The organism is Litorimonas haliclonae (assembly GCF_965138505.1).
GTDB classification, from domain to species: Bacteria; Pseudomonadota; Alphaproteobacteria; order Caulobacterales; family Maricaulaceae; genus Litorimonas; species Litorimonas haliclonae.
The window spans coordinates 59,119-78,582 of sequence record NZ_CBCSCO010000008.1 but is presented as its reverse complement, the minus strand read 5'-3'; the positions used below and the strand labels follow the sequence as shown (position 1 = coordinate 78,582).

Here is a 19,464-nt window from a genome sequence, read left to right as displayed (position 1 = left end):
CATTATGATGTAGAGGTCTAATGCGCATCATTCCAATTTTTTGCAGCGTGGGCTTCTACTTCTAAAGGCACACTGATATTTACGGCCGGCATAGCCGCGTTTTCCATGGCAGGTTTGACCGCGGCGATGAGGTCGTCCGCGCTTTTCTCCGGCACTTCAAAAACGAGTTCATCGTGCACCTGCAAAAGAAGTCTCGCACCGTCCACTTTGGAAATCACCTCCGGCATACGGAGCATGGCGCGGCGCATTATATCTGCGGCGGCGCCTTGGATGGGCGCGTTAATGGCTTGACGTTCGGCGAAAGCGCGCATCATTTGGTTGCTGTCCTTGATACCGCTGATGTGGCATTTACGGCCAAAGATAGTTTTCACATAACCGTCTTCGCGCGCCCGCTCTTTCGTGTCTTCCATATAGGCTTTAATGCCCGGGAATTTTTCGAAATATTTTTTAATGTACTCACCCGCTTCCGTGCGGCTGATACCGATATTTTTGGCCAAACCAAAGGCGCTGATACCGTATATAATCCCGAAATTGATTGCCTTCGCGTTGCGGCGAGTCTCCGGCGTCATCTCATCGAGCGGAACATTGAACATCTCGCTTGCCGTGAGGGCATGAATGTCTACGCCGTCAGCAAAAGCCTGCTTCATCGTCGTCAGATCGGCAACATGAGCCAAAAGGCGCAGCTCGATTTGGGAATAATCCGCCGCGACCAGAACATGGCCTGTTTCCGCAACAAAGGCGTTGCGGATTTTACGGCCTTCCTCGGTGCGGATGGGAATGTTTTGCAGGTTCGGGTCCGAGGAAGAAAGCCGCCCGGTTGTCGTCGCCGCAATGGAAAAACTGGTATGGACCCGGCCGGTATGGTCGTTAATTTGTTTAACGAGAGCATCCGAATAGGTTGATTTTAGTTTAGAGAAGCCCCGCCAGTCCAAAATAATACGCGGGAGGGCTTCGCCGTCATCGGCTAACTTTTCGAGAATATCAACGCCGGTTTTCCACGCGCCCGTTTTGGTTTTCTTGCCGCCCTCTAGCCCCATTTCGTCAAATAGGATTTCGCCGATCTGTTTCGGCGAGCCGAGATTGAATTTCGTCCCGGCGATTTCATACGCCTCGTCCTCTAACCCGGCCATTTTTTGGGCGAACATACCAGACAAGCGGGAGAGTTCGGCGCGGTCGACTTTTACGCCCTCATTCTCCATTTTGGCGACAACCGCCGGAAGGCCACGGTCCATTGTCTCATAAACGGTCACCACCTGTTCGGCGGCGAGTTTCGGCTTTAAAAACTTCCAAAGCCGAAGCGTCACATCGGCGTCTTCGGCGGCGTAAGGCGTGGCAACATCCAGAGAAATCTGATCAAAAGTCTTCTGCGCTTTGCCTGTTCCGGCAATCTCTTTGAACGCAATGGCTTTGTGGCCAAAATGCATTTCCGCCAAAGCGTCCATGCCGTGATTATGCAGCCCCGTGCCGAGGGCGTAAGATATCAACATAGTATCGTCATAGGGCGCCGGGTATAGATCGTAGCGTTGGAACACGCCGAGGTCATATTTGAAATTCTGCCCGACCTTGAGGACACCAGGGGCGTGGAGCAAAGGCTCTAATATATCCAGCGCCTCTTGCATCGGGATTTGTTTAGGCGCGTCACCGCCAAACATATCTGCTCCGCCGCCGTCTTCACCGAGATGGGCGAGCGGAATGTAACAAGCTTCGTTATCCTCGACGGCAAGGCAGACACCGACCATTTTCGCTTCTGCGCTATCCAGACTATTGGTTTCTAAATCAACGGCCACAACGCCTGTCTCAAATCCGCGTTTCACCCAGCGCTTCAGCGTTTCCACGTCTTGTACACAGACATATTTCTCTTTGTCGAAGGTTATATTTTCGGGCGCCGTACGCTCCACCGGCGCGGGCTCTCCATCATCGTCTTTGCGTAACCCTTGGGTCGCGCCCTCGCCCATCTGGGCGCGAACCCGCGCGGTCAGCGTGCGGAATGTCATGCGTTCAAGAAAGTCGAACAGTTCCTCGACGTCAGGATCGGAAACTGCGAAATCTTCCAGAGCCTCCTCGACGTCTACATCCGTTTTCAAAGTGACGAGCTGTTTGGAAATCAACGCCATCTCTTTATTCGCCATCAGTTTTTCACGGCGACCTTTTTGCGGAATCTCTTCGGCGTGATCCAGCAGGTTTTCGAGCGTTTGATATTGTTCGAGCAGTAGCGCCGCCGTTTTGACACCGATACCCGGCACGCCTGGCACATTATCGACAGAATCTCCGGCCAGCGCTTGCACATCAATCACCTGTTCCGGGGAGACGCCAAATTTCTCTTTTACCTGCTCAATCCCGATGTCTTTATTTTTCATCGTGTCGAGCATGGAAATTTTTTCAGAGACAAGCTGCATCAAGTCTTTGTCAGAGCTGATGATTGTCACTCGCGCGCCTTTGGCTTCGGCTTGGCGGGCATAGGTCGCGATCAGATCATCTGCCTCGAAGCCTTCCATTTCGATCGAAGGAGAGCCGAAAGCCCGGGTCGCGTCGCGTACCCACGGAAATTGTGGGATGAGATCTTCGGGTAAGTCCGGTCGGTTTGCCTTATATTGGTCATAAATATCGTTACGAAAGGTAATGCTGCCCGCATCAAAAATAACGGCAAAATGTGTGGGGCGAGCGTCATTGTTTTGTCCTTGGAGGAGCTTGAACAACATATTCGAAAATCCGGCCACGGCGCCGACCGGCGCGCCGTCTGTCTTACGGGTCAGCGGCGGCAAGGCATGATAAGCCCGAAATATATACCCGGAGCCGTCAACAAGGACGACATGGGAGTTTTTATCAACGGGGGCGGATTTGGACATATACTCTCTTACCGGACGCATTTGGGAATCTGGGATTTAAGACTAAAAGGGTTTTGAGGGGAAGGGCGCAGAAATTCAATAGTGCAGTTACGGATTGGTTTGTATAAACCGCTGTAAAGACAATAGGAGCAAAGACAGACTTTGTATCAAGACATTGACGATATGGACGAGGAGGACGGGCCGGACACCGGATCGCAACTTCCGATATGGCGACAGCCGAAATGGGCGGTGGCTCTGGCTGGCCTTGTTTTGGTGGTTCTCGCTCTGTCTGTATATTTAGGTAGGGGGGCTCCAGCACCGACCGAGACGGATTTGTCGCAAAACGAGGAGGCCACCAACGCTTACCGTAAAGCCATTTCCGAACAAGACCCGGCCCTGCGGCGCGCGCGGCTGAGCGACTATCTTTTGACTTTTGAAAATGGCCCACATGAAGCGGCTGTTCTGGCCCAAATTGATGTGATCAACCGATATGAAGGCGCCGATTGGGAACAAGTGCAGCTCACAGCTTATAACCCGCGCCTGTCCAAAGACGTCAAACTCGGGGCTTTGAAACGCTTTGAAGAAAAATGGGGCGGGTCACTTTTAGGCGGCCGCGAGGACGATATTGAGCGCTTGAGGGTAGAAATTATTGAGACCAAAGACCCCGTCACCTTGCCTGATAGAAGTCTCGAAGGGGAGGACAGCGGAATATCCGAATCCGTACCGGATGATTTTCTAGCCGGTGGACCGGGCTTTGCAGGATCGGAGTTTTCGCGAAACCCATTGGAGAGCTTTCCTTCTTTCACGGAGGTCGTAGATATCGTCCCGCTGAGAGTACGGGAGAATCGACAGCCCAACTATCCGAGGCGGGCGGAGCGGCGCGGCGTCGGGGCAGTAGTATCACTTCTTTTAAATATCGATGCGGAAGGGCGAGTTGTTATGACCAAAGTCGTTAATGTTGAAGCAGATCGATATAAAGGTGACTTTGTCAGAGCAGCTGAGCGCGCCGCAATGCGAACGCGGTATTATCCTCGAACCGAAAATGGACGCCCCGTCCCTGTTTCTGGTGTCTCGAAAACCTATCGTTTTAGGGTTGCAAATTAAGCTGCCGTGTAAAAGAGGTGCTTAATGGCCGGCTTCGACGGCGCTTTCGTCTAAAACAAAGACCCGGTCGCAATATTTACAGCGCACTTTCGTGTCCTGGCCCATATCCAACCAAATTCTCGGATGGCCCAGAGCGACGCCGCTCCCATCGCAGGCAACCCGTTTCGTCTTTACAACTGTAATGTCGTCATGGTTCTGGGAAATTTCATTTGAATTTGACATGCAAAGCCTGCGCGTGATGTGTAGGAGGGACTTTGTTAGATTTATGCGATAGAATCGTCAACGGGCGGTTTCATCCCACCGGCAATATTTGGACAAAATTATGAACGCTCCAGCGATTGAAATCAAAAACCTGAAGAAAACCTACAAAGCGACGCGGAAAGCACCGGCGAAAGAGGCTTTGAAGGGCGTAGATTTGACGATTCCCCGCGGCTCTATTTTCGGTCTGCTCGGCCCGAACGGGGCCGGGAAGTCGACCATGATCAATATTCTCGCCGGACTGGTCAATAAAACCTCCGGCACCGCCGAGATTTGCGGCTATGATATTGAAACAGCCACCCGGCAAGCGCGGGCCTCTATAGGAATCGTCCCGCAGGAAATAACCATGGACGTATTTTTCACGCCTTACCAGGCCTTGGAAATTCAGGCGGGTTATTACGGCGTGCCAAAATCAGAACGCCGATCCGAAGAAATTCTCGAAGCGCTCGGCCTCTCCGATAAGCGCGATGCTTATGTGCGTCAGCTCTCCGGCGGCATGAAGCGCAGATTGTTGATTGCCAAAGCCCTGGTACATAATCCGCCCGTCCTGATTTTGGACGAACCAACAGCCGGGGTGGATATTGAACTGCGCCGGCAGCTCTGGGTTTATGTTCAGGAGCTTCACAAACGCGGCACCACTGTGATCCTGACAACGCATTACCTTGAAGAAGCAGAAGCCCTTTGCGACCAGATTGCCATTATTCATCAGGGCGAAATTGTCGCCAATGAGAGCAAGTCCTCACTCTTGTCCCGGCTCGACAAACGCAAATTGGTTATCACCCCGACCGAGCCGCTAAGCGCGGTTCCGAAAGGACTGTCTCATTTGGACGCCGAAGTCATGGAAGACGGCGACCTGGTCATTTCCTATCGTGCTGGGACGGATTCAATTTCCGGCATGCTTAATGAGTTCAAGGATGCAGGCCTGTCCATCGGCGACCTGCGAACTGAAGAGCCGGATCTGGAAGATGTGTTTATGTCCCTAACCTATTCGAGCGAGGCGGCGTAAGCCTCCAGTTCTGATCTTGGAGAAAACCTAGAACCGATTAGGAGACTGAAGATGATCAATATCGGCATTCTCGGCGCAGCGAATATCGCCCCCAAGGCTATTATACATCCGGCGCAGGATCGCGACGACTGCCAGGTTTTGGCTGTCGCCAGCCGCGACTTGGAAAAATCTGAAGCCTATGCGAAGGAACATAGCATCTCTGAGGCGCTGGACGATTATGACGCGCTCATCTCGCACCCAAAAATTGATATGATCTATAACGCCTTGCCTCCAAACCGCCATGCTGACCTTACCATTGCGGCGTTAGAAGCCGGTAAATCCGTCCTTTGTGAAAAGCCATTTGCGATGAACCTGACGGAAGCCAAAGCCATGGTGGCCGCCGCGGAAACATCAGACGGTCATCTGATTGAAGCTTTCCATTACCGTTTCCACCCCGCCGTCACTGAATTTCTGACCCTGATACATCACGGCGAAATCGGCGACGTCCGTTCCATGAACGGCAGGTTCAATGTAACCATCGCGGATAAATCCGGAGAGCTTCGTTATATCAAGGAGCTGGGCGGCGGCGCGTTAATGGATTTGGGATGTTATACGCTGCACCTTTCGCGGCTTGTCTCGATGAAAGAGCCCGAGGTGACATCGGCAACGGCCATTCTTTCAGAGAGCGGGGTCGACGCGGCTATGAAAGCCGAAATGAATTTTGACGGGATAAAGGGCACCCTCGCCTGTGACATGCGGGGCGAGACAGATCGCGAAATAGTTTTTACCGTTACGGGGGATAAAGGTACCGCGACCCTGGATCAATATGTGCACCCTTATCGGCAATTTACCCTGACAGTTGAGACCGAAAGCGGCGTCAGAACTTTCACGGAAAAAGACGATGAAAAACGCTATACCCGATCAACCTATGCTTATCAGCTCGACCATGTCGTCAAGGTGATGTCCGGCAAAGCGTCGGCGCTGACCGGCGGCGCTGATGCAATTCAAACGATGCGCACCATAGACGCGATCTACGATGCTGCCGGAATGGGGCCGAGATAGAAATTCTGAAATAAACTTTTTCTTTCTATAAAAACCGACTAACAACCGCGTCCATGACTGAAACGGCTCATATCATTGCTCCGGCTTCGCCAGAGGTTACGGCTCTCCCCGACACGTGGTGGGGCGAAATGGGCGCCCTTCTGCGCCTTGGAACTCCCATGGCGTTTACGCAGCTCGTCATGTTCTCGATTTATTTCATCGACACCGTCATGATTGGCCGTCTTTCTCCCGCCGATCTTGCGGGAGCGGCGCTTGGTAGCGTGATGATTTTCCTTCTCTATATGATTGCAAGCGGACCCATTATGGCGGTATCGCCACTCGTCTCCCAGGCTCTGGGCGCGGATAAAAATGAAACCCGCGACTCGCGCCGCACAGTTCGCATGGCTATCTGGATGGTTTTCCTAATGACGCCCTTCATGCTGGCTGTAATGCTGATGACAGAGCGCGCGGCTTTATTTTTAGGTCAGGATCCGGTCGCTGCGGCCAAGGCGCAAAGCTATGTTCTCGCCATTCTCATTGGCCTGCCCTTTGGCTTGGCAACGATGGCGCTCCGAAACTTTCTGGCGGCCCTGGATAAAACCTTTGTGCCGTTTTTGATTGTGTTTTTTGTTGTCGTCCTAAACACGGGTTTGAATGCCCTTCTTATTTTTGGATTACTTGGGTTTCCGGCCTTGGGGCTTGTGGGGGCAGGTCTTGCTTCCTCTATCGCCACGATCATCGGGTTTTTTATCTTTCTGGCTTACATTCAATGGGACAAGCGGGCGCGCACTTTTGAAATTTTCAAACGTTTTTTCGAACCGGATTGGGAAAGACTGCGCGAAATCTTCAGACTTGGTTGGCCCATTTCTGTCACAACGTCTTTCGAAGGCATGTTGTTCAACGCTTTGGTTCTTATTGTCGGGCTTATCGGTGTTACAGAACAAGCCGCGTATCAAATTGCGCTCAACGCCTCTTCGACCGCCTTTATGATGCCTTGGGGGATGAGCATGGCCGGGTCTGTCCGGATTGGTCTTGCGCGCGGCGCAAAAAACAAGTCTGCGGAAAAACGGGCGTCCAGCACAACTATCCTAGCCTGTATTATCGCCATTGGCGTTTTCGCGATTCCTATTGCACTCATGCCGGAAACTATTGCGGCGCTCTACCTCAATTTGGAGAAAGCTGAAAATGTCGAAGTTATTGCCTTTGTCATTACCTTTTTGCCCATTGCAGCGGGATTCATGTTTGCCGACGCCATACAAGTGGCGTGTAATCAGCTCTTGCGAGGACTTAAAGACGTAACAGTTCCAATGTGGATTACGGGAATTAGCTACTGGGTTGTTGGCTTCCCGGTCGCCTATTTTCTCGGCCTGCACAGTCCGCTTGGGCCTAAAGGTGTTTGGTATGGCCTGATGGCTGGGCTGACCTGCGCCGCTATCGGCCTCGGAATAAGGCTTGCGCAGCAGCTTCGGCAGGATCCTCTTGCTGTGGTCCCTGCTCAACCGGCTCGCCAATAAGCGTTTCCGGGGCGGCGTCACTTTCAATTTCGACGACCCAGAGATCAGGGTCGTCATCGACTCGGCGGTTAATCCGGGTGTCGAGGGCAGACTGATCTTCCATCTCGTATGGGTACCATACTCTATGGCCTTCAAAATTTCGTTCAGGCGCGCAAAGCGTGAACTTTTGCCCTGACCGGAAAACAATCAAAACTATTCCCGCATCCGGGTCGCCTTTGCGAAGCACGGTGGCAAACCCGCCCTGAGATTGCGCCCGCCGCAGCAGCGCCGTCACCCAAAATTCAGATTTCAAACGCGGGCTCATACCAGCCAATCTCGCTCTTCATGAAAACACTGCATTAATTTCGCCTCAGAGGCATATCTGGCATCCTGCTTGCTTGGTTAAAGGGGTAGTTATCAAAAGGCCCCGGATATTGTCCCATTTCTGTCGATACGCTCTGAAATCAGTCGCGGTGATAGCGCTTTTAGCTGTTACCATGCCGTCTGTCACGGCGCGGGCTGAGGGGCTGGCAATAGAGTATCCGGGGTTAAAAACAGCCGTCGGGAAAAGCCAGACACAAACAGCGTCTTTATCTGCCTTTACGGCCTCTTCTATAAAACCCGTTTTGGACAGGCGGAACCCAAATTATACGATGAAATTCGACGTGCCAGAAAAAGATTGGACATCTTCACTTCGTTTGAGCCTGTCCGCAGATCCGGTCGGCGATATGCCGCGTGACGCCGATATTTATGTGCAATTGAATCAATCGGCTCCCATTAGGGTCGCGACTCGTGGACGGGGGTTTGATGCCTCTCTCTCTCTCGAAACAGCCGGAATTCGTCCCCGAGGCAATGTCCTCAATATATTTTACAAAGCTCCGAATGGGGCAGATTGCCTTTCGGGCCAAGACGGGGGTTGGGCATTAAATTTGGACGCTTCCAAGCTCACACTTCAAAGTCGGGCTAAGTCCAGACCTTTTATTGTCAGCGACATTGAGGCCGAGCTTTCCAACCCCCTCACAACGCCTAAGCGAGTGAGCCTTGTCTCCCTCGGCCAGGACGCAACTCAAATTCAGTCGCTCCTCGCACAAGCTATCGGTATGCGGCTGGAGAAATCACCTGAATTCACCACCGCTTCGGGGGTCGGTGAAATCGAATTCATCGCCGGGCGCCGGGATAAAATTTCCCGCTTCGTCAATAGCGACGAGGTGATGACGTCAGAGGGACCGAGGCTGGCTTTGGATGAGGAAAGGCCCATGCGGGTTATCTTGACCGGGGACACGGATGAGCAGGTTATGGCTTTGGTGAAATCCTTTTCACAGCATTATTTGCCCGACACGCGTCGAGCCATGGTGAGCACGGGCGAAATTCGGATGCAGGCCAGGCTATCGGCGGATAAAGTTCTCACAGCAGGACGAACAAAGCTCACTGATCTCGGGGTGACGAGTGTTGAATCCGGTTGGACTCTTAATCAGATGGGCTTGCGCTTTGACGTTGCAGATCCGGTCGCGAGCAATGGGAGTTTATTATTAAACTTCGAAGCCCCTGACGCCGTCTTAGGAGAGAATAATACGGCGACCCTCTTGCTAAATGACCAACCCATTGGCCAGACGGCGCTCAATAAAACGACTAAATCCGTTGTCTTTCAGATTCCTCGGGCCACCCTCCAGGGTCAGGACAATATCTTGAAGCTTGAGTCCCATATCAACTCGCAGGCGATCAATGGGTGTGAGGCCCAAACGTATCGATCAAATGAGATTTATTTTGGCAAGGGCTCCCATCTCACCTTGAACCAAGAACAGGGAACCCCGCTCTCTGATCTGTCCCGGCTCACGGCGACAGGCGCGCCGTTTTCAGACGCGGACGGCAAAGATACTGTCTTGGTTTTGCCTAAAACTGATGCCGATTATTTCGCTGCCTTAGGACTACTTTCAAAGCTCGCCAAAACTAGCGGTAAGACATGGTCGGAAGCAGTTTATATTCGGGGCAGTGACCAAATCGAAACATTGGCGAAAGACCACAATGTTTTATTTATTGTGCCGTCTCAGGACTTTCCAGAATCGGTTAGGGCCTCAGCGCCGAAATCCCTAATATCTGCCTTACGCGGCAAGCCCCAAAACGGAGAAAACCTTCTATCGGTCAGTGCGGATCGCTATACGTCTTCAAGCAATCAAACTGTTCAGCAAGATTTTGCGATGAGAACCGCGAGACGTAATCGTATTGATCGCGGCGGGGTCGCCGCGCTGTTTGCGTCGCCCTATCAGGCCGATAAAATGGTTGGGATTATCAGCAATGTGCCTGGCGAGAAGTTTGGGCGGGCGATTGAAACTTTTTCCGAGCCGGGACACTGGAATAAAATGGAAGGTCAGGTTGCGCGCTGGAATAAAGAGAGCGTTTTGATGGCAGAGCTTTCATCGCCCCTTCCAAACTTTGAGCGAAGTTTCATCCCGGCAGATTCTTATGGTTTTGATTGGCCAGAAGTGAATTTCTCTGACGTAGTTTTCACGCTTCCCGAAATTAATCTTCCGAAGGTGGACTGGGCAGAAATAAATGAGACGGTATTTTTCTGGAAAAAAGACGCTGAAATCTCTCCAGCTCCGAATTCAGAAGGGGCATCTACTGATTTAGGTTTGCGGTCGAGCACAGACAAATTGTCTCCGCCCGTGATTGAACAAAGCTGGGGTGCGCGCCAGTTGAGCGCAATCGCCTTTATACTTATATTACTCTTTGGATTAGCGCTCGTTTTTGTAGGGCTATCCGAACCCCGCTCCAGACCCAGGGAATATCGATAGGTCGCCGTTACTTCGCGCGCGATAAGGGTAGCGACACTGTGACTTGAGTGCCTTCGCCAAGCTGACTTTCAATGTCAAACTCTCCGCGATGTAATTCTGTCAGAGACTTGACCAGAGATAGTCCCAAGCCACTTCCGCGTTCTTCGCTGGACAAGCCGCTGGCCGACTGCGTGTAAGGCGTGCCAATCGTGATAAGGTCTTCGGCGCTGATGCCTTCTCCTTCATCCGTGACCCGCAAGACAAGATAGCCATCTTTTCGGACAGCTTTAACAGACACCCGCCCGCCTTTGTCGGAGAACTTAATCGCATTGGAAAGCAGATTGAGTAAAATCTGACGCAGGGCTTTCCGGTCGGCCTCAACTATAAGCGTCTCATCCACATCCACGGAGACATCCAGACGAACTTCAGCCGCATCAGCTGCCGGGCGGATCATTTTGACTGAGCTTCGAATAACATCCGCGGCGTCAAAGCTATCATATTGTAGCGTATATTTCCCAGCTTCAACTTTGGATAAATCCAGAACGTCGCCAATCAAGTCGAGCATGTGCTGGCCGCTATCGTGAATAAGGTCCGCATATTCCGCATATTTTGACGGCAGCGGCCCGAAAAGACGGGAACGCATCATATCGGAAAAACCAATAATCGCATTCAACGGGGTTCTCAGTTCATGACTGACGCCTGCGAAAAACAGGGTTTTATCATCCGTTTCCCGAGAGGCCATCGCGTGGCTCCGGCGCAAATCTTCAATTCGGGATTCTTCTGCGGTCCGGTCAATAGCATGAAGAATAAGTCCGCCGTTTTTCTGCGGCGCTATATAGCTGTCTAGCACGGTGATCTCGCCGTCCCCGTCCGGCACGCTCAGCCGCGTTGACCAAGACTGCTCGGTTTCGCGAACTTTTTCACAAATACTCATAAAAGCCGCTTGCTCTGTCTTATCGCGCTCAAGGAGAGAGGTTAGGGTCACGGGCGACGGTAAAGACGGAATATCGAAAACTTTTTGCGCCTCTAAATTTGCTGTGACTAGCTTACCGTCTTGTTCGAACTTCAAAACGCTGCCTTGAAGTGTTTCAAAATCTGTTTGGTTTAAATGTCCTTTAGAGGCGTAGTGAAGGGCGTTACCCTGTCTAAGTTGTGCGGAGGCAAAAAGCGTCCCGACTACAAGCGCTATCAATCCAATCACCCCTGTTTGAGTCGCCCACAGGGTCTGCGTAGCGGTCAATGGCGACTCAGGTATGGAGCCTCGGATGAGCGCAAAATACAGAAGTCCGGCCAGAATAACTGACATAACCAGAGCTTCGACAATTTTTTCTTGTCTAAATAAAGCGGCCATGACGGGCGGGGCTAAAAATAAAATCGCCAAGGGCATAAAGCCGACAAACAGACAGGCGACAATGGCCAAAGCCAGCCAAGAGAGCAGAACAAGGATTTGAACCCATTCCTTATGAATCCCAAAAATAAATAAAAGCGTGATTACGGCCGGAAAGGCGGCGACCCCGGCGGGAATTGCCAAATCTATCGGCGCAACGTTCCGTAAAAAGGCGGCAAAAAAAGCGGCCGCAAGTATGGCCAGCCAAATTAGGCTGGGCACGGATACGGCGCGTTTGGTGTCTGCGTAAGTCAAATATAGTCCTCTCGACCTTTAACATACTATAGAACACGTTTTTTGAGTCGTTTGACCAGTTAATTCGCGTGACAGGTGTAAATTTTACTCAGGCTTCGGACGCCCTCTTCCCTTGTGAGAGGCCTAAAAGACGCCTATCTCAATTCCATGAGCGAAGATTTACCAGACGACATTGCCGAGTTGATTTCCGATTTCGAATTTCTCGATAATTGGGAAGACCGATATATGCATGTGATTGATATGGGAAAATCGCTCCCGCCTTTGGATCCTGCCCTAAAAACGGACGCTACGAAGGTCAAAGGCTGCGTCAGTCAAGTCTGGCTGGTCAGTGAGCAAGAGGGCGAAACCGATCCGGTACTACGCTTTCAGGGAGATAGTGACGCCCATATTGTCAAAGGGCTCGTGGCAATTGCGTTGGTTATTTTTTCAGGACGAAAAGCGTCGAAAATTTTGAGCCTTGATGCCAAATCGATATTAGGAAGGCTCGGCCTTTCGGAACACCTGTCCCCGCAACGGTCAAATGGATTAAACGCAATGGTCGTCCGAATAAAGGCGGAAGCCGAAGCGCTCGTCTGACATCAATCAAAAACTGAGGCAATTGACTCCGGGGTTATGCCCTCTTTCAAGTCCCGGATTTCGAAATACATGGCCGCTACCGCAGCTGAATTAATCATAACAGCGAAACATTGAGCTAAAGCTGAAACAAATGAGTTCACAACCCAAAAAGCGACACTCGCACCTGTCAAAGCCGCAGTATTTGGATCTCCAAACGGAACTGAAACAAGTGTTATTACGATGCTGAACACGAATGATATAATGGTCAAGATTATCGTAACAAGAAGTATCCATCGTTTATATCCTTTCGTTAATTCCCAAGACCGAGACAAAGTCTCTAATACGCCTGTCTTTTCTACGAGAAGAACGGGAATAACCAGATACCAACCCAATAAAAGAAATATGCCGGGAATAATTAAGAGCATAAACCCTATCATCAGTCCCAAAAAATAGAGAAATAATACCCCGATTAAAGGCAAAAAAAGCGCCAAGGCAGTACGACCCGAACGCTTTAAACTAACTTCCTCACCGGCAAAATCTTTGAAACAGGCATGGGTCAGAATTGCTGAAACAACGCAGTATGATAGTATATAAACGATTACGCCTATAAGGCTCCCGATGACTGTCCCAGCAATAACATTATCGCTCATTTCTCCACCGGACATCATGCCTTCCCCGCCGTAAATAAAGAGGGGCCAAAGGCCAACCAGAAATAGCGGAATTCCAACAACGACAAAGCACAACAATCCAAATTTTACGAGATTGTTTTTAATGGCGGAAAAAGTGCGCCCCAAAACGCGTCCGACATCGAATTGAGGTTTTGGGTTTTGCCACTCAAATTGTGGCGCGTCGGAATTAATTTGGTCTGTCATGTCATCCTAAAAGGGCAGTTTTCTCTTTTAGACACTATAGGCCTGTTGATGTCTATTCCTTGAGCTCAATATCCCAATAAAGGTAATCCAGCCAGCTATCATGTAAGTGATTGGGCGGAAAGCGGCGTCCCTGTGACTGCAATTGGTGCATTGTCGGCTGAAACGGCTCAACAAGCGGGTGCATTCCGGCTTCTTTTGGATGGCGGCCGCCTTTTTTGAGATTGCAACTGGAACAGGCCGCGACAATGTTTTTCCACGTCGTTTTCCCGCCAAGCCGCCTCGGAATGACATGATCAAAAGTAAGCTCTGTCTCGCTATGGCAATAAACACATTCAAATCCGTCGCGCAAAAACAAATTAAACCGTGTAAAGGCCGGAGACCGGTTTTGCGGGACATAATCTTTTAGGGCGACAACGCTCGGCATTTGCATTTCAAACGTCGCAGAGCGGACGCATTGCTCGTAATGATCAATCACGTTTACCCGTTCCAGGAAAACAGCCTTGATTGCGTCCTGCCAGGACCAGAGAGATAGTGGGAAATAAGAAAGAGGTTGGTAATCTGCATTCAGAATGAGACAGGGATAATTCCCTTGTGCAACAGGTTTGGCGTCCGAAAAATTAATTTCAGCAAGCTGCATCAGACTCTCTCATTTTGTGAAACACTTATGAAAAAGCCGTTTATCCGCTCCCTAACAGGAACATTTCCGGAAATTTTACACGAGAAATGACTGAAAGCACTCACTCCAGAAAGACTAATTCGATTCTTTCTTAGATAATCAGAAAGACAGAGATGTGACAAGTAGAAGTAACTTTTCTTACATATCCTGAATTAACACGCGGATTTCGGAGGCTGTCTCCCCGCTTGGCTGTATAATTTAGTCGTCGAACGGGTTCAAACTCCCTTAGGAAGAGATATGCGATTCATAGGTTTCACGTTTTTGGCCATATTGACGATTAGCGCCCCTTCCCTTTGGGCGCAGCCTTCCCCTTTTCAAACCAACGCAAATACCCGCGAGGGCACCACTGTTGACCTTGGCTCGGCGTCTAAGAATAAAATGACGGTACGGCTTCGAAGCGGGAAATCCATTCACACATTAAAGGCAGGCGACGGGCTGGCATTTAAACCCCTGTCGCAAGGACTCGGCACGATCTCTGCCCTGGTTATGGATGACAAAGGAACCGTCTATGTCGCCGACCGAACAGGAGGGCGGGTTTGGAGACTGCCAGATCGCAATCAAGACGGCCGTTTTGATTCCAAACAAGCTTTACCGCAACGGTTTGATACGCCTTCGGGGCTTGCCGCGTCTGGTCAAACTGTTTTTGTCTCAGATCGCAATGCCATTTGGAAAATTGAAGGGGTTCATCCGCCCGTTAAGCTTGCCGGGCTTCTGCAGGCAAAATCCAAAGGCAAGCACCACCCCCTCTCAGTTTCTGCAGACGGGAAAACCCTTTACCTTGGCTTGACGACCACGAGCGGAGTAGTCGAGCTTTTGGGTATAGACACTCAAACCGGAGCGGCCACACTTTTACAAAAGAAACAGTCCAATCAGCACATCGTGGCTTTAGCCGGACTTCGGCGAGGGACACCGTGGATCGCGCTGGAACACGGCGTTGGGTCGTCTCTTGAAGACACGACTGAATTCAATTCCTCCAACACTATAGCAGGATTGGCCCTACCTCTTGGATCGTCAGAGTGGCCGGCGGCGCTAAATACTCATGTCATTGTATCCCGCCTGTCCAGAGATGGATATGACGTTCTGGCCCTCCCGGCCGGCCTCGGACAAATTGAGAGCGAAGGCGAGTCTCTGTTTTCAGGATTTCTCAGCAGCTCAGGACGTGCAGCTTGGGGCGTGCCGGGCGCGCTTTATTTTGATAAAAGAGGACTGATCGTGGCGGATTCAAAAAATGGCGACCTATACCGATTAAACGCCGCCCCTGATCTAGGCGAGGACGAAAGTGAAACCCTCATAACTTCCTCAGACAATCAAATGGTGGAAACCGATACATCCGAAACATCTCCAGAACCGCCGAAAATGCAGGTTTCCACGATCAAGGAAGGCAGTCAGATCGGAGCTGTCAGCACGCTTGATCGCGGTTCCTCTCTGGATGTCGGCTCAACCATTATTCGGGATTACAAACCCCTCTCCCTAGATGAAGACGACGGAGATAAAAGTGACGAGAAGGAAGACAACAACTCTACTCGTCAGCAAAAAAACAAAGAAAAGTAATTATTCTGACTTGGAGATACTGAACTTCATACTCAGTTTAGAGGCAAGTTTTTTAACCCGAAATTCAACCTGTTCGGTCAAAAGCGCTTTTTCCTCTAGGTCTACAGACAAGGTCAAAACCCCATCCTTTTCCTCTAAAGTAAAACAATCCAATAATTCAGAAGACCCCCCGGTCGCGACGATCCCCAACCGAATAGCGGCTCCCACCATGCCTGCAATTTCTTGCTGTTCAGGCGTGAGTAACGCGTCAATAATGTCCGGCGTCGGCACCTCGCGGCTAGCTGTATTAGAACGGAAAAGACAAAGAGCGAGAAATACCCGTTCGGCATGGTATAATCCGGCCACAGGCGCATAGAGGACAGCAGCAAAAATCGCTTCGGCGCGGTAATCCGGATGCAAGTCTTTGCCAATACCGGCCATAAGGCAGGCCGCCTCAAAAATTCTCTTATCGTCCACGGGATTAAAGACTTTTGGCAGAAGCGGTATAACCGGATCGATAAAACGTGTGAGCGGGCGGCCAAAATTTTCTGTCTGAAGGGACCCTTTGGCAAAAGCGCGACATCCATCAAACAACGGATCTCGCTGTCTTTGTGACTGGGATATAGCATTTTGCACGAGTCCCTCGCGTAGGCCCGCCTGGGAAATAACGATTTCGCTAGGCTTTATTTTATCGACTAAAATTTCAAGCAATAACGCGCTGTAAGGCAGTGTCTCGGCTCGGCGACTTCGCATTCCCGGCCAGTTGAACACGGCGTCGCGGCCCTGACCATAGGCCCAACGTGCGTGTTTAATGGCCTGCTTTGGAGAAAGAGTGTAACTTTGTAAAGTTCGCAGCGGGTAGCCGGAACGGCTTTGATGAATAGACGCCAAGTTTCGCCAAGCTCCGCCAATTAAATATAACGGTTCGCCTTTTCCTTTTTTCAGCAAGCTTTTGTGATCCGCTAAATGCTCCGCAATTGCCTCTTTTGCCTTGCGGATAATATCTACGGACATGTCCGTGAGATTACCTCCCATAAGGTCGAACGGGCCGAGCGGAAGGGACTGACATTTACCGACTGACGCTTCTTTCTCCCCTCTTTTTATGTGAACAATCTCCAAACTTGCTCCGCCCAAATCAGCCGCTAAGCCGGAGGCTCGTGGATGCATTGAAATCAGCCCCATAGCGCTGAGCCGGGCTTCTTCATCACCGCTAATAGGCTCAATCGCCAAACCAGTTTCGGATTTAATTTTTCGAATGTATTGTGGGGCGTCCTCGGCTTCACGCAGAGCCGCCGTCGCGCCAAAAATCAAAGGCGGAAGGCCTCGCGCCCGCGCTATGCGAGTAAAACGAGACAGCGCCTGTAGCGTGAGATCCTTTCCTTCTTCGGAAAGGCGCCCCGTGGATTTCAGGGCACGTCCCAGACCTGCGAGAATTTTTTCGTTGTAGATCGCGGTGAAATGCGACCCAAAGACTTCGTAAATCACTAGGCGGACAGAATTTGACCCAATGTCAACGACGCCAACTTCCCGGCCTATAGCATTCTTTTTCCGGTTCACTTCGTCGCTTTCAGCTTTTCGGCAAATATAGTTTCGAGAGGAAGCGGCGCGTCATTATCCAGAGCTTGCCCGCGACCGGACAGAGACGGATTTTTCATGAAATACGCATGGGCGGAGAATTGTTCGATTTCTCCCTCTTTGCTTAAACGCCTATATTTTCCCTTGGAGTCAAGCTCCCAACTATTGGCTGTATCTATAAGGTTAGCGACCATAATCTGATCCAGAACCTGCCCGTGCACGGTCGGGTCGTCAATGGGGATAAGTGTTTCAACGCGGCGATCCAAATTACGCGGCATCCAGTCGGCGCTGGAGACGAATACTTTCGCGTCGTCATGCGGCATGGCCGACCCATTTCCGAAACAAATAATTCGGGAGTGTTCGAGGAAACGTCCGACAATAGACTTCACTCGAATTGTCTCTGAAAGGCCCGGCACACCCGGACGCAGACAGCAAATACCGCGCACTACTAAATCTATCTGAACACCAGCCTGAGACGCTTCATAAAGCTTGTCAATCATATCGGCGTCCACAAGGGAGTTCATTTTCGCCCAGATGCAGGCGGGCTTCCCTTCTTTGGCCAAAGTAATTTCGTCGTCAATATGGCCGTATAGGGCGTCTCGTAGTCCCATCGGCGCAATAACTAATTTCGATAAATTCCGGGGTTTGGAATAGCTGGTGACATAGTTGAACAACTTCCCAACATCTTCGCCCATATCCGGGTCCGCCGTAAACAAAGCGAGATCTGTGTAAATTTTTGCGTTTTGTGCGTGATAATTTCCGGTCCCTAAATGAGCGTAACTCCGCAGGCGCGACCCTTCGCGTCTTAGAACAAGGGACACTTTCGCGTGGGTTTTATAGCCGACAAATCCATAGACTACGTGCGCCCCGGCCCGCTCTAGATCGCGCGCCCAGCGCAAATTAGTCGCCTCGTCAAAACGGGCTTTGAGCTCAACCAAGGCGGTGACGGATTTGCCGTTTTCCGCAGCCTCAATTAAGGCCGCTACGATCGGGCTGTCATCTGATGTCCTGTAGAGTGTTTGTTTAATGGCCACGACATTCGGATCGACGGCGGCTTGCTTCAGAAATTGAATAACAACATCAAATTCTTCGTATGGGTGATGGACGACGATATCTTTCGCCGCAATCGCCGCGAAACAATCCCCTTCAAATTCCCGAATGCGCTCCGGGAAACGGGCATTAAATGACGGGAAGAGAAGCTCGGTGTTTTGTTTGTTTATGATTTGAGACACATCGCTCAGTCCGAGCATTTTATTTTCGTCCTGTATGTCTTCTTCCCAGCATTCAAAGCTGTCGATCAGGAATTCCCGCAGTTCAGGAACAACCTCTTCACCAAGCTCAAGACGAATAACGCGTCCGCGACGGCGCTTTTTCAATAAAAACTCAAAATGGCGGACAAGGTCTTCGGCATCTTCATCCACCGCGATGTCGCTGTCGCGTGTAATTCGAAACAATCCTGTATGGCGGACATCGAAGTCCGGGAATAAATCCTGGGCAAAAGTCGTTAAGACGTCTTCAATCAACACATAGCTTTGACCTTTTCCGCCGGCTTGAACCGGAAGAAAACGCGGCACATGGGTCGGTATAATAATTAAGCCATACATTGGCTCGTCGCGTCCTTCAACATCCATAGAAAGGGCCATACCGAAACCAAAATTAGGCAAGAACGGAAATGGATGGGCCGGATCAACGGCCAGAGGAGACAAAATAGGCAGGATGGAGTCGACAAAAAGCGATTTCACCGCATCAAAAGGCTCTTTCTTCAAGCTAGACATTTTACGGATATGGATATTTTCCGAGGCCAGCTCACGAACGAGTTTTGACCAGCAGGTGCCTTGGCGCTTCACGATTTTCCCGGCGCGCCTTCCAATTTTCGCAATTTGGGCATCGGGCGTCAGGCCATCTGCGGACTTGGCGTGCATACCAGCTAAAACCTGCGTCCGAAGGCCCGCCACACGGACCATATAGAATTCGTCGAGATTGGACGCAGAAATGGAAAGGAAACGCACGCGCTCTAATAGAGGCACATTCGGATTCTTTGCCTCTTCCAACACGCGGCTATTGAAAAATAACCAAGAAAGTTCTCGGTTGAAAAAACGTCTGGAGAGCTGGGTTGTCATGCTGTCTTTTAGTCAGA

15 protein-coding genes are annotated in these 19,464 nt (G+C 50.8%); 7 read left to right on the top strand and 8 right to left on the bottom strand.

The genetic code is table 11. The features are described 5' to 3' along the window. Positions 1 to 17 precede the first annotated feature (17 nt). The gene (gene polA, locus ACNA05_RS13805) at positions 18 to 2,846 is read right to left on the bottom strand and encodes a DNA polymerase I (RefSeq protein WP_415812104.1); all 2,829 of its coding nucleotides are present in this window, start codon (positions 2,844 to 2,846) and stop codon (positions 18 to 20) included. A gap of 141 nt (positions 2,847 to 2,987) precedes the next feature. Here polA and ACNA05_RS13800 point away from each other — a divergent pair, with 141 nt between their 5' ends. After that, entirely contained in the window at positions 2,988 to 3,929 is a 942-nt protein-coding gene (locus ACNA05_RS13800; RefSeq protein ID WP_415812103.1) for an energy transducer TonB, read from the top strand. Between the two features lie 21 nt (positions 3,930 to 3,950). Here ACNA05_RS13800 and ACNA05_RS13795 read toward each other — a convergent pair whose 3' ends face one another. Next, positions 3,951 to 4,151 (bottom strand): zinc-finger domain-containing protein, encoded by a 201-nt coding sequence (locus ACNA05_RS13795; protein ID WP_415812102.1) that lies wholly within the window; start codon positions 4,149 to 4,151, stop codon positions 3,951 to 3,953. Between the two features lie 100 nt (positions 4,152 to 4,251). On the opposite strand from ACNA05_RS13795, the gene ACNA05_RS13790 reads away from it, so the two are divergent. Genes ACNA05_RS13790 through ACNA05_RS13780 form a run of 3 tightly spaced genes read left to right on the top strand, consistent with a single transcriptional unit; the run spans position 4,252 to position 7,727 of the window. After that, positions 4,252 to 5,193, top strand: a complete 942-nt coding sequence (locus tag ACNA05_RS13790; protein ID WP_415812101.1) for an ABC transporter ATP-binding protein — start codon at positions 4,252 to 4,254, stop codon at positions 5,191 to 5,193. 51 nt (positions 5,194 to 5,244) lie between these two features. Continuing rightward, positions 5,245 to 6,234 carry a Gfo/Idh/MocA family protein gene (locus ACNA05_RS13785; protein WP_415812100.1) on the top strand — a complete coding sequence of 330 codons (990 nt, stop codon included), beginning with the start codon at positions 5,245 to 5,247 and terminating at the stop codon, positions 6,232 to 6,234. 53 nt (positions 6,235 to 6,287) lie between these two features. After that, complete coding sequence (locus tag ACNA05_RS13780; RefSeq protein ID WP_415812099.1) at positions 6,288 to 7,727, top strand: MATE family efflux transporter; 1,440 nt, start codon at positions 6,288 to 6,290, stop codon at positions 7,725 to 7,727. Here ACNA05_RS13780 and ACNA05_RS13775 read toward each other — a convergent pair. Continuing rightward, a complete protein-coding gene (locus ACNA05_RS13775; protein ID WP_415812110.1) occupies positions 7,645 to 8,031 on the bottom strand; it encodes a DUF1491 family protein in 387 nt (128 codons plus the stop codon). The two genes, ACNA05_RS13780 and ACNA05_RS13775, sit on opposite strands and share 83 nt — an antisense overlap. Positions 8,032 to 8,140: 109 nt before the next feature. On the opposite strand from ACNA05_RS13775, the gene ACNA05_RS13770 reads away from it, so the two are divergent. Further along, complete coding sequence (locus ACNA05_RS13770) at positions 8,141 to 10,498, top strand: cellulose biosynthesis cyclic di-GMP-binding regulatory protein BcsB (protein ID WP_415812098.1); 2,358 nt, start codon at positions 8,141 to 8,143, stop codon at positions 10,496 to 10,498. Between the two features lie 7 nt (positions 10,499 to 10,505). Here ACNA05_RS13770 and ACNA05_RS13765 read toward each other — a convergent pair whose 3' ends face one another. Further along, on the bottom strand, positions 10,506 to 12,119 hold the full coding sequence (locus ACNA05_RS13765) for a sensor histidine kinase (RefSeq protein WP_415812097.1): 1,614 nt from the start codon (positions 12,117 to 12,119) through the stop codon (positions 10,506 to 10,508). A 147-nt stretch (positions 12,120 to 12,266) separates the two neighbouring features. Between ACNA05_RS13765 and ACNA05_RS13760 the strand changes: the two genes are divergently transcribed. Next, entirely contained in the window at positions 12,267 to 12,695 is a 429-nt protein-coding gene (locus ACNA05_RS13760) for a SufE family protein (protein ID WP_415812096.1), read from the top strand. Between the two features lie 2 nt (positions 12,696 to 12,697). Here ACNA05_RS13760 and ACNA05_RS13755 read toward each other — a convergent pair whose 3' ends face one another. Further along, positions 12,698 to 13,546: a hypothetical protein gene (locus ACNA05_RS13755; RefSeq protein WP_415812095.1), complete on the bottom strand. Its 849-nt coding sequence runs from the start codon at positions 13,544 to 13,546 to the stop codon at positions 12,698 to 12,700. A gap of 52 nt (positions 13,547 to 13,598) precedes the next feature. Continuing rightward, the gene (locus tag ACNA05_RS13750) at positions 13,599 to 14,183 is read right to left on the bottom strand and encodes an HNH endonuclease (RefSeq protein WP_415812094.1); all 585 of its coding nucleotides are present in this window, start codon (positions 14,181 to 14,183) and stop codon (positions 13,599 to 13,601) included. A 417-nt stretch (positions 14,184 to 14,600) separates the two neighbouring features. Here ACNA05_RS13750 and ACNA05_RS13745 point away from each other — a divergent pair, with 417 nt between their 5' ends. Then, a complete protein-coding gene (locus ACNA05_RS13745) occupies positions 14,601 to 15,773 on the top strand; it encodes an NHL repeat-containing protein (RefSeq protein ID WP_415812093.1) in 1,173 nt (390 codons plus the stop codon). Here ACNA05_RS13745 and ACNA05_RS13740 read toward each other — a convergent pair whose 3' ends face one another. Together ACNA05_RS13740 and ACNA05_RS13735 are read right to left on the bottom strand one after the other, a co-directional pair. Next, on the bottom strand, positions 15,774 to 17,309 hold the full coding sequence (locus tag ACNA05_RS13740; RefSeq protein WP_415812092.1) for a Ppx/GppA phosphatase family protein: 1,536 nt from the start codon (positions 17,307 to 17,309) through the stop codon (positions 15,774 to 15,776). Next, positions 17,306 to 19,447, bottom strand: a complete 2,142-nt coding sequence (locus ACNA05_RS13735) for an RNA degradosome polyphosphate kinase (protein WP_415812091.1) — start codon at positions 19,445 to 19,447, stop codon at positions 17,306 to 17,308. The genes ACNA05_RS13740 and ACNA05_RS13735 overlap by 4 nt, the downstream gene beginning before the upstream one ends. Between the last annotated feature and the right edge of the window lie 17 nt (positions 19,448 to 19,464).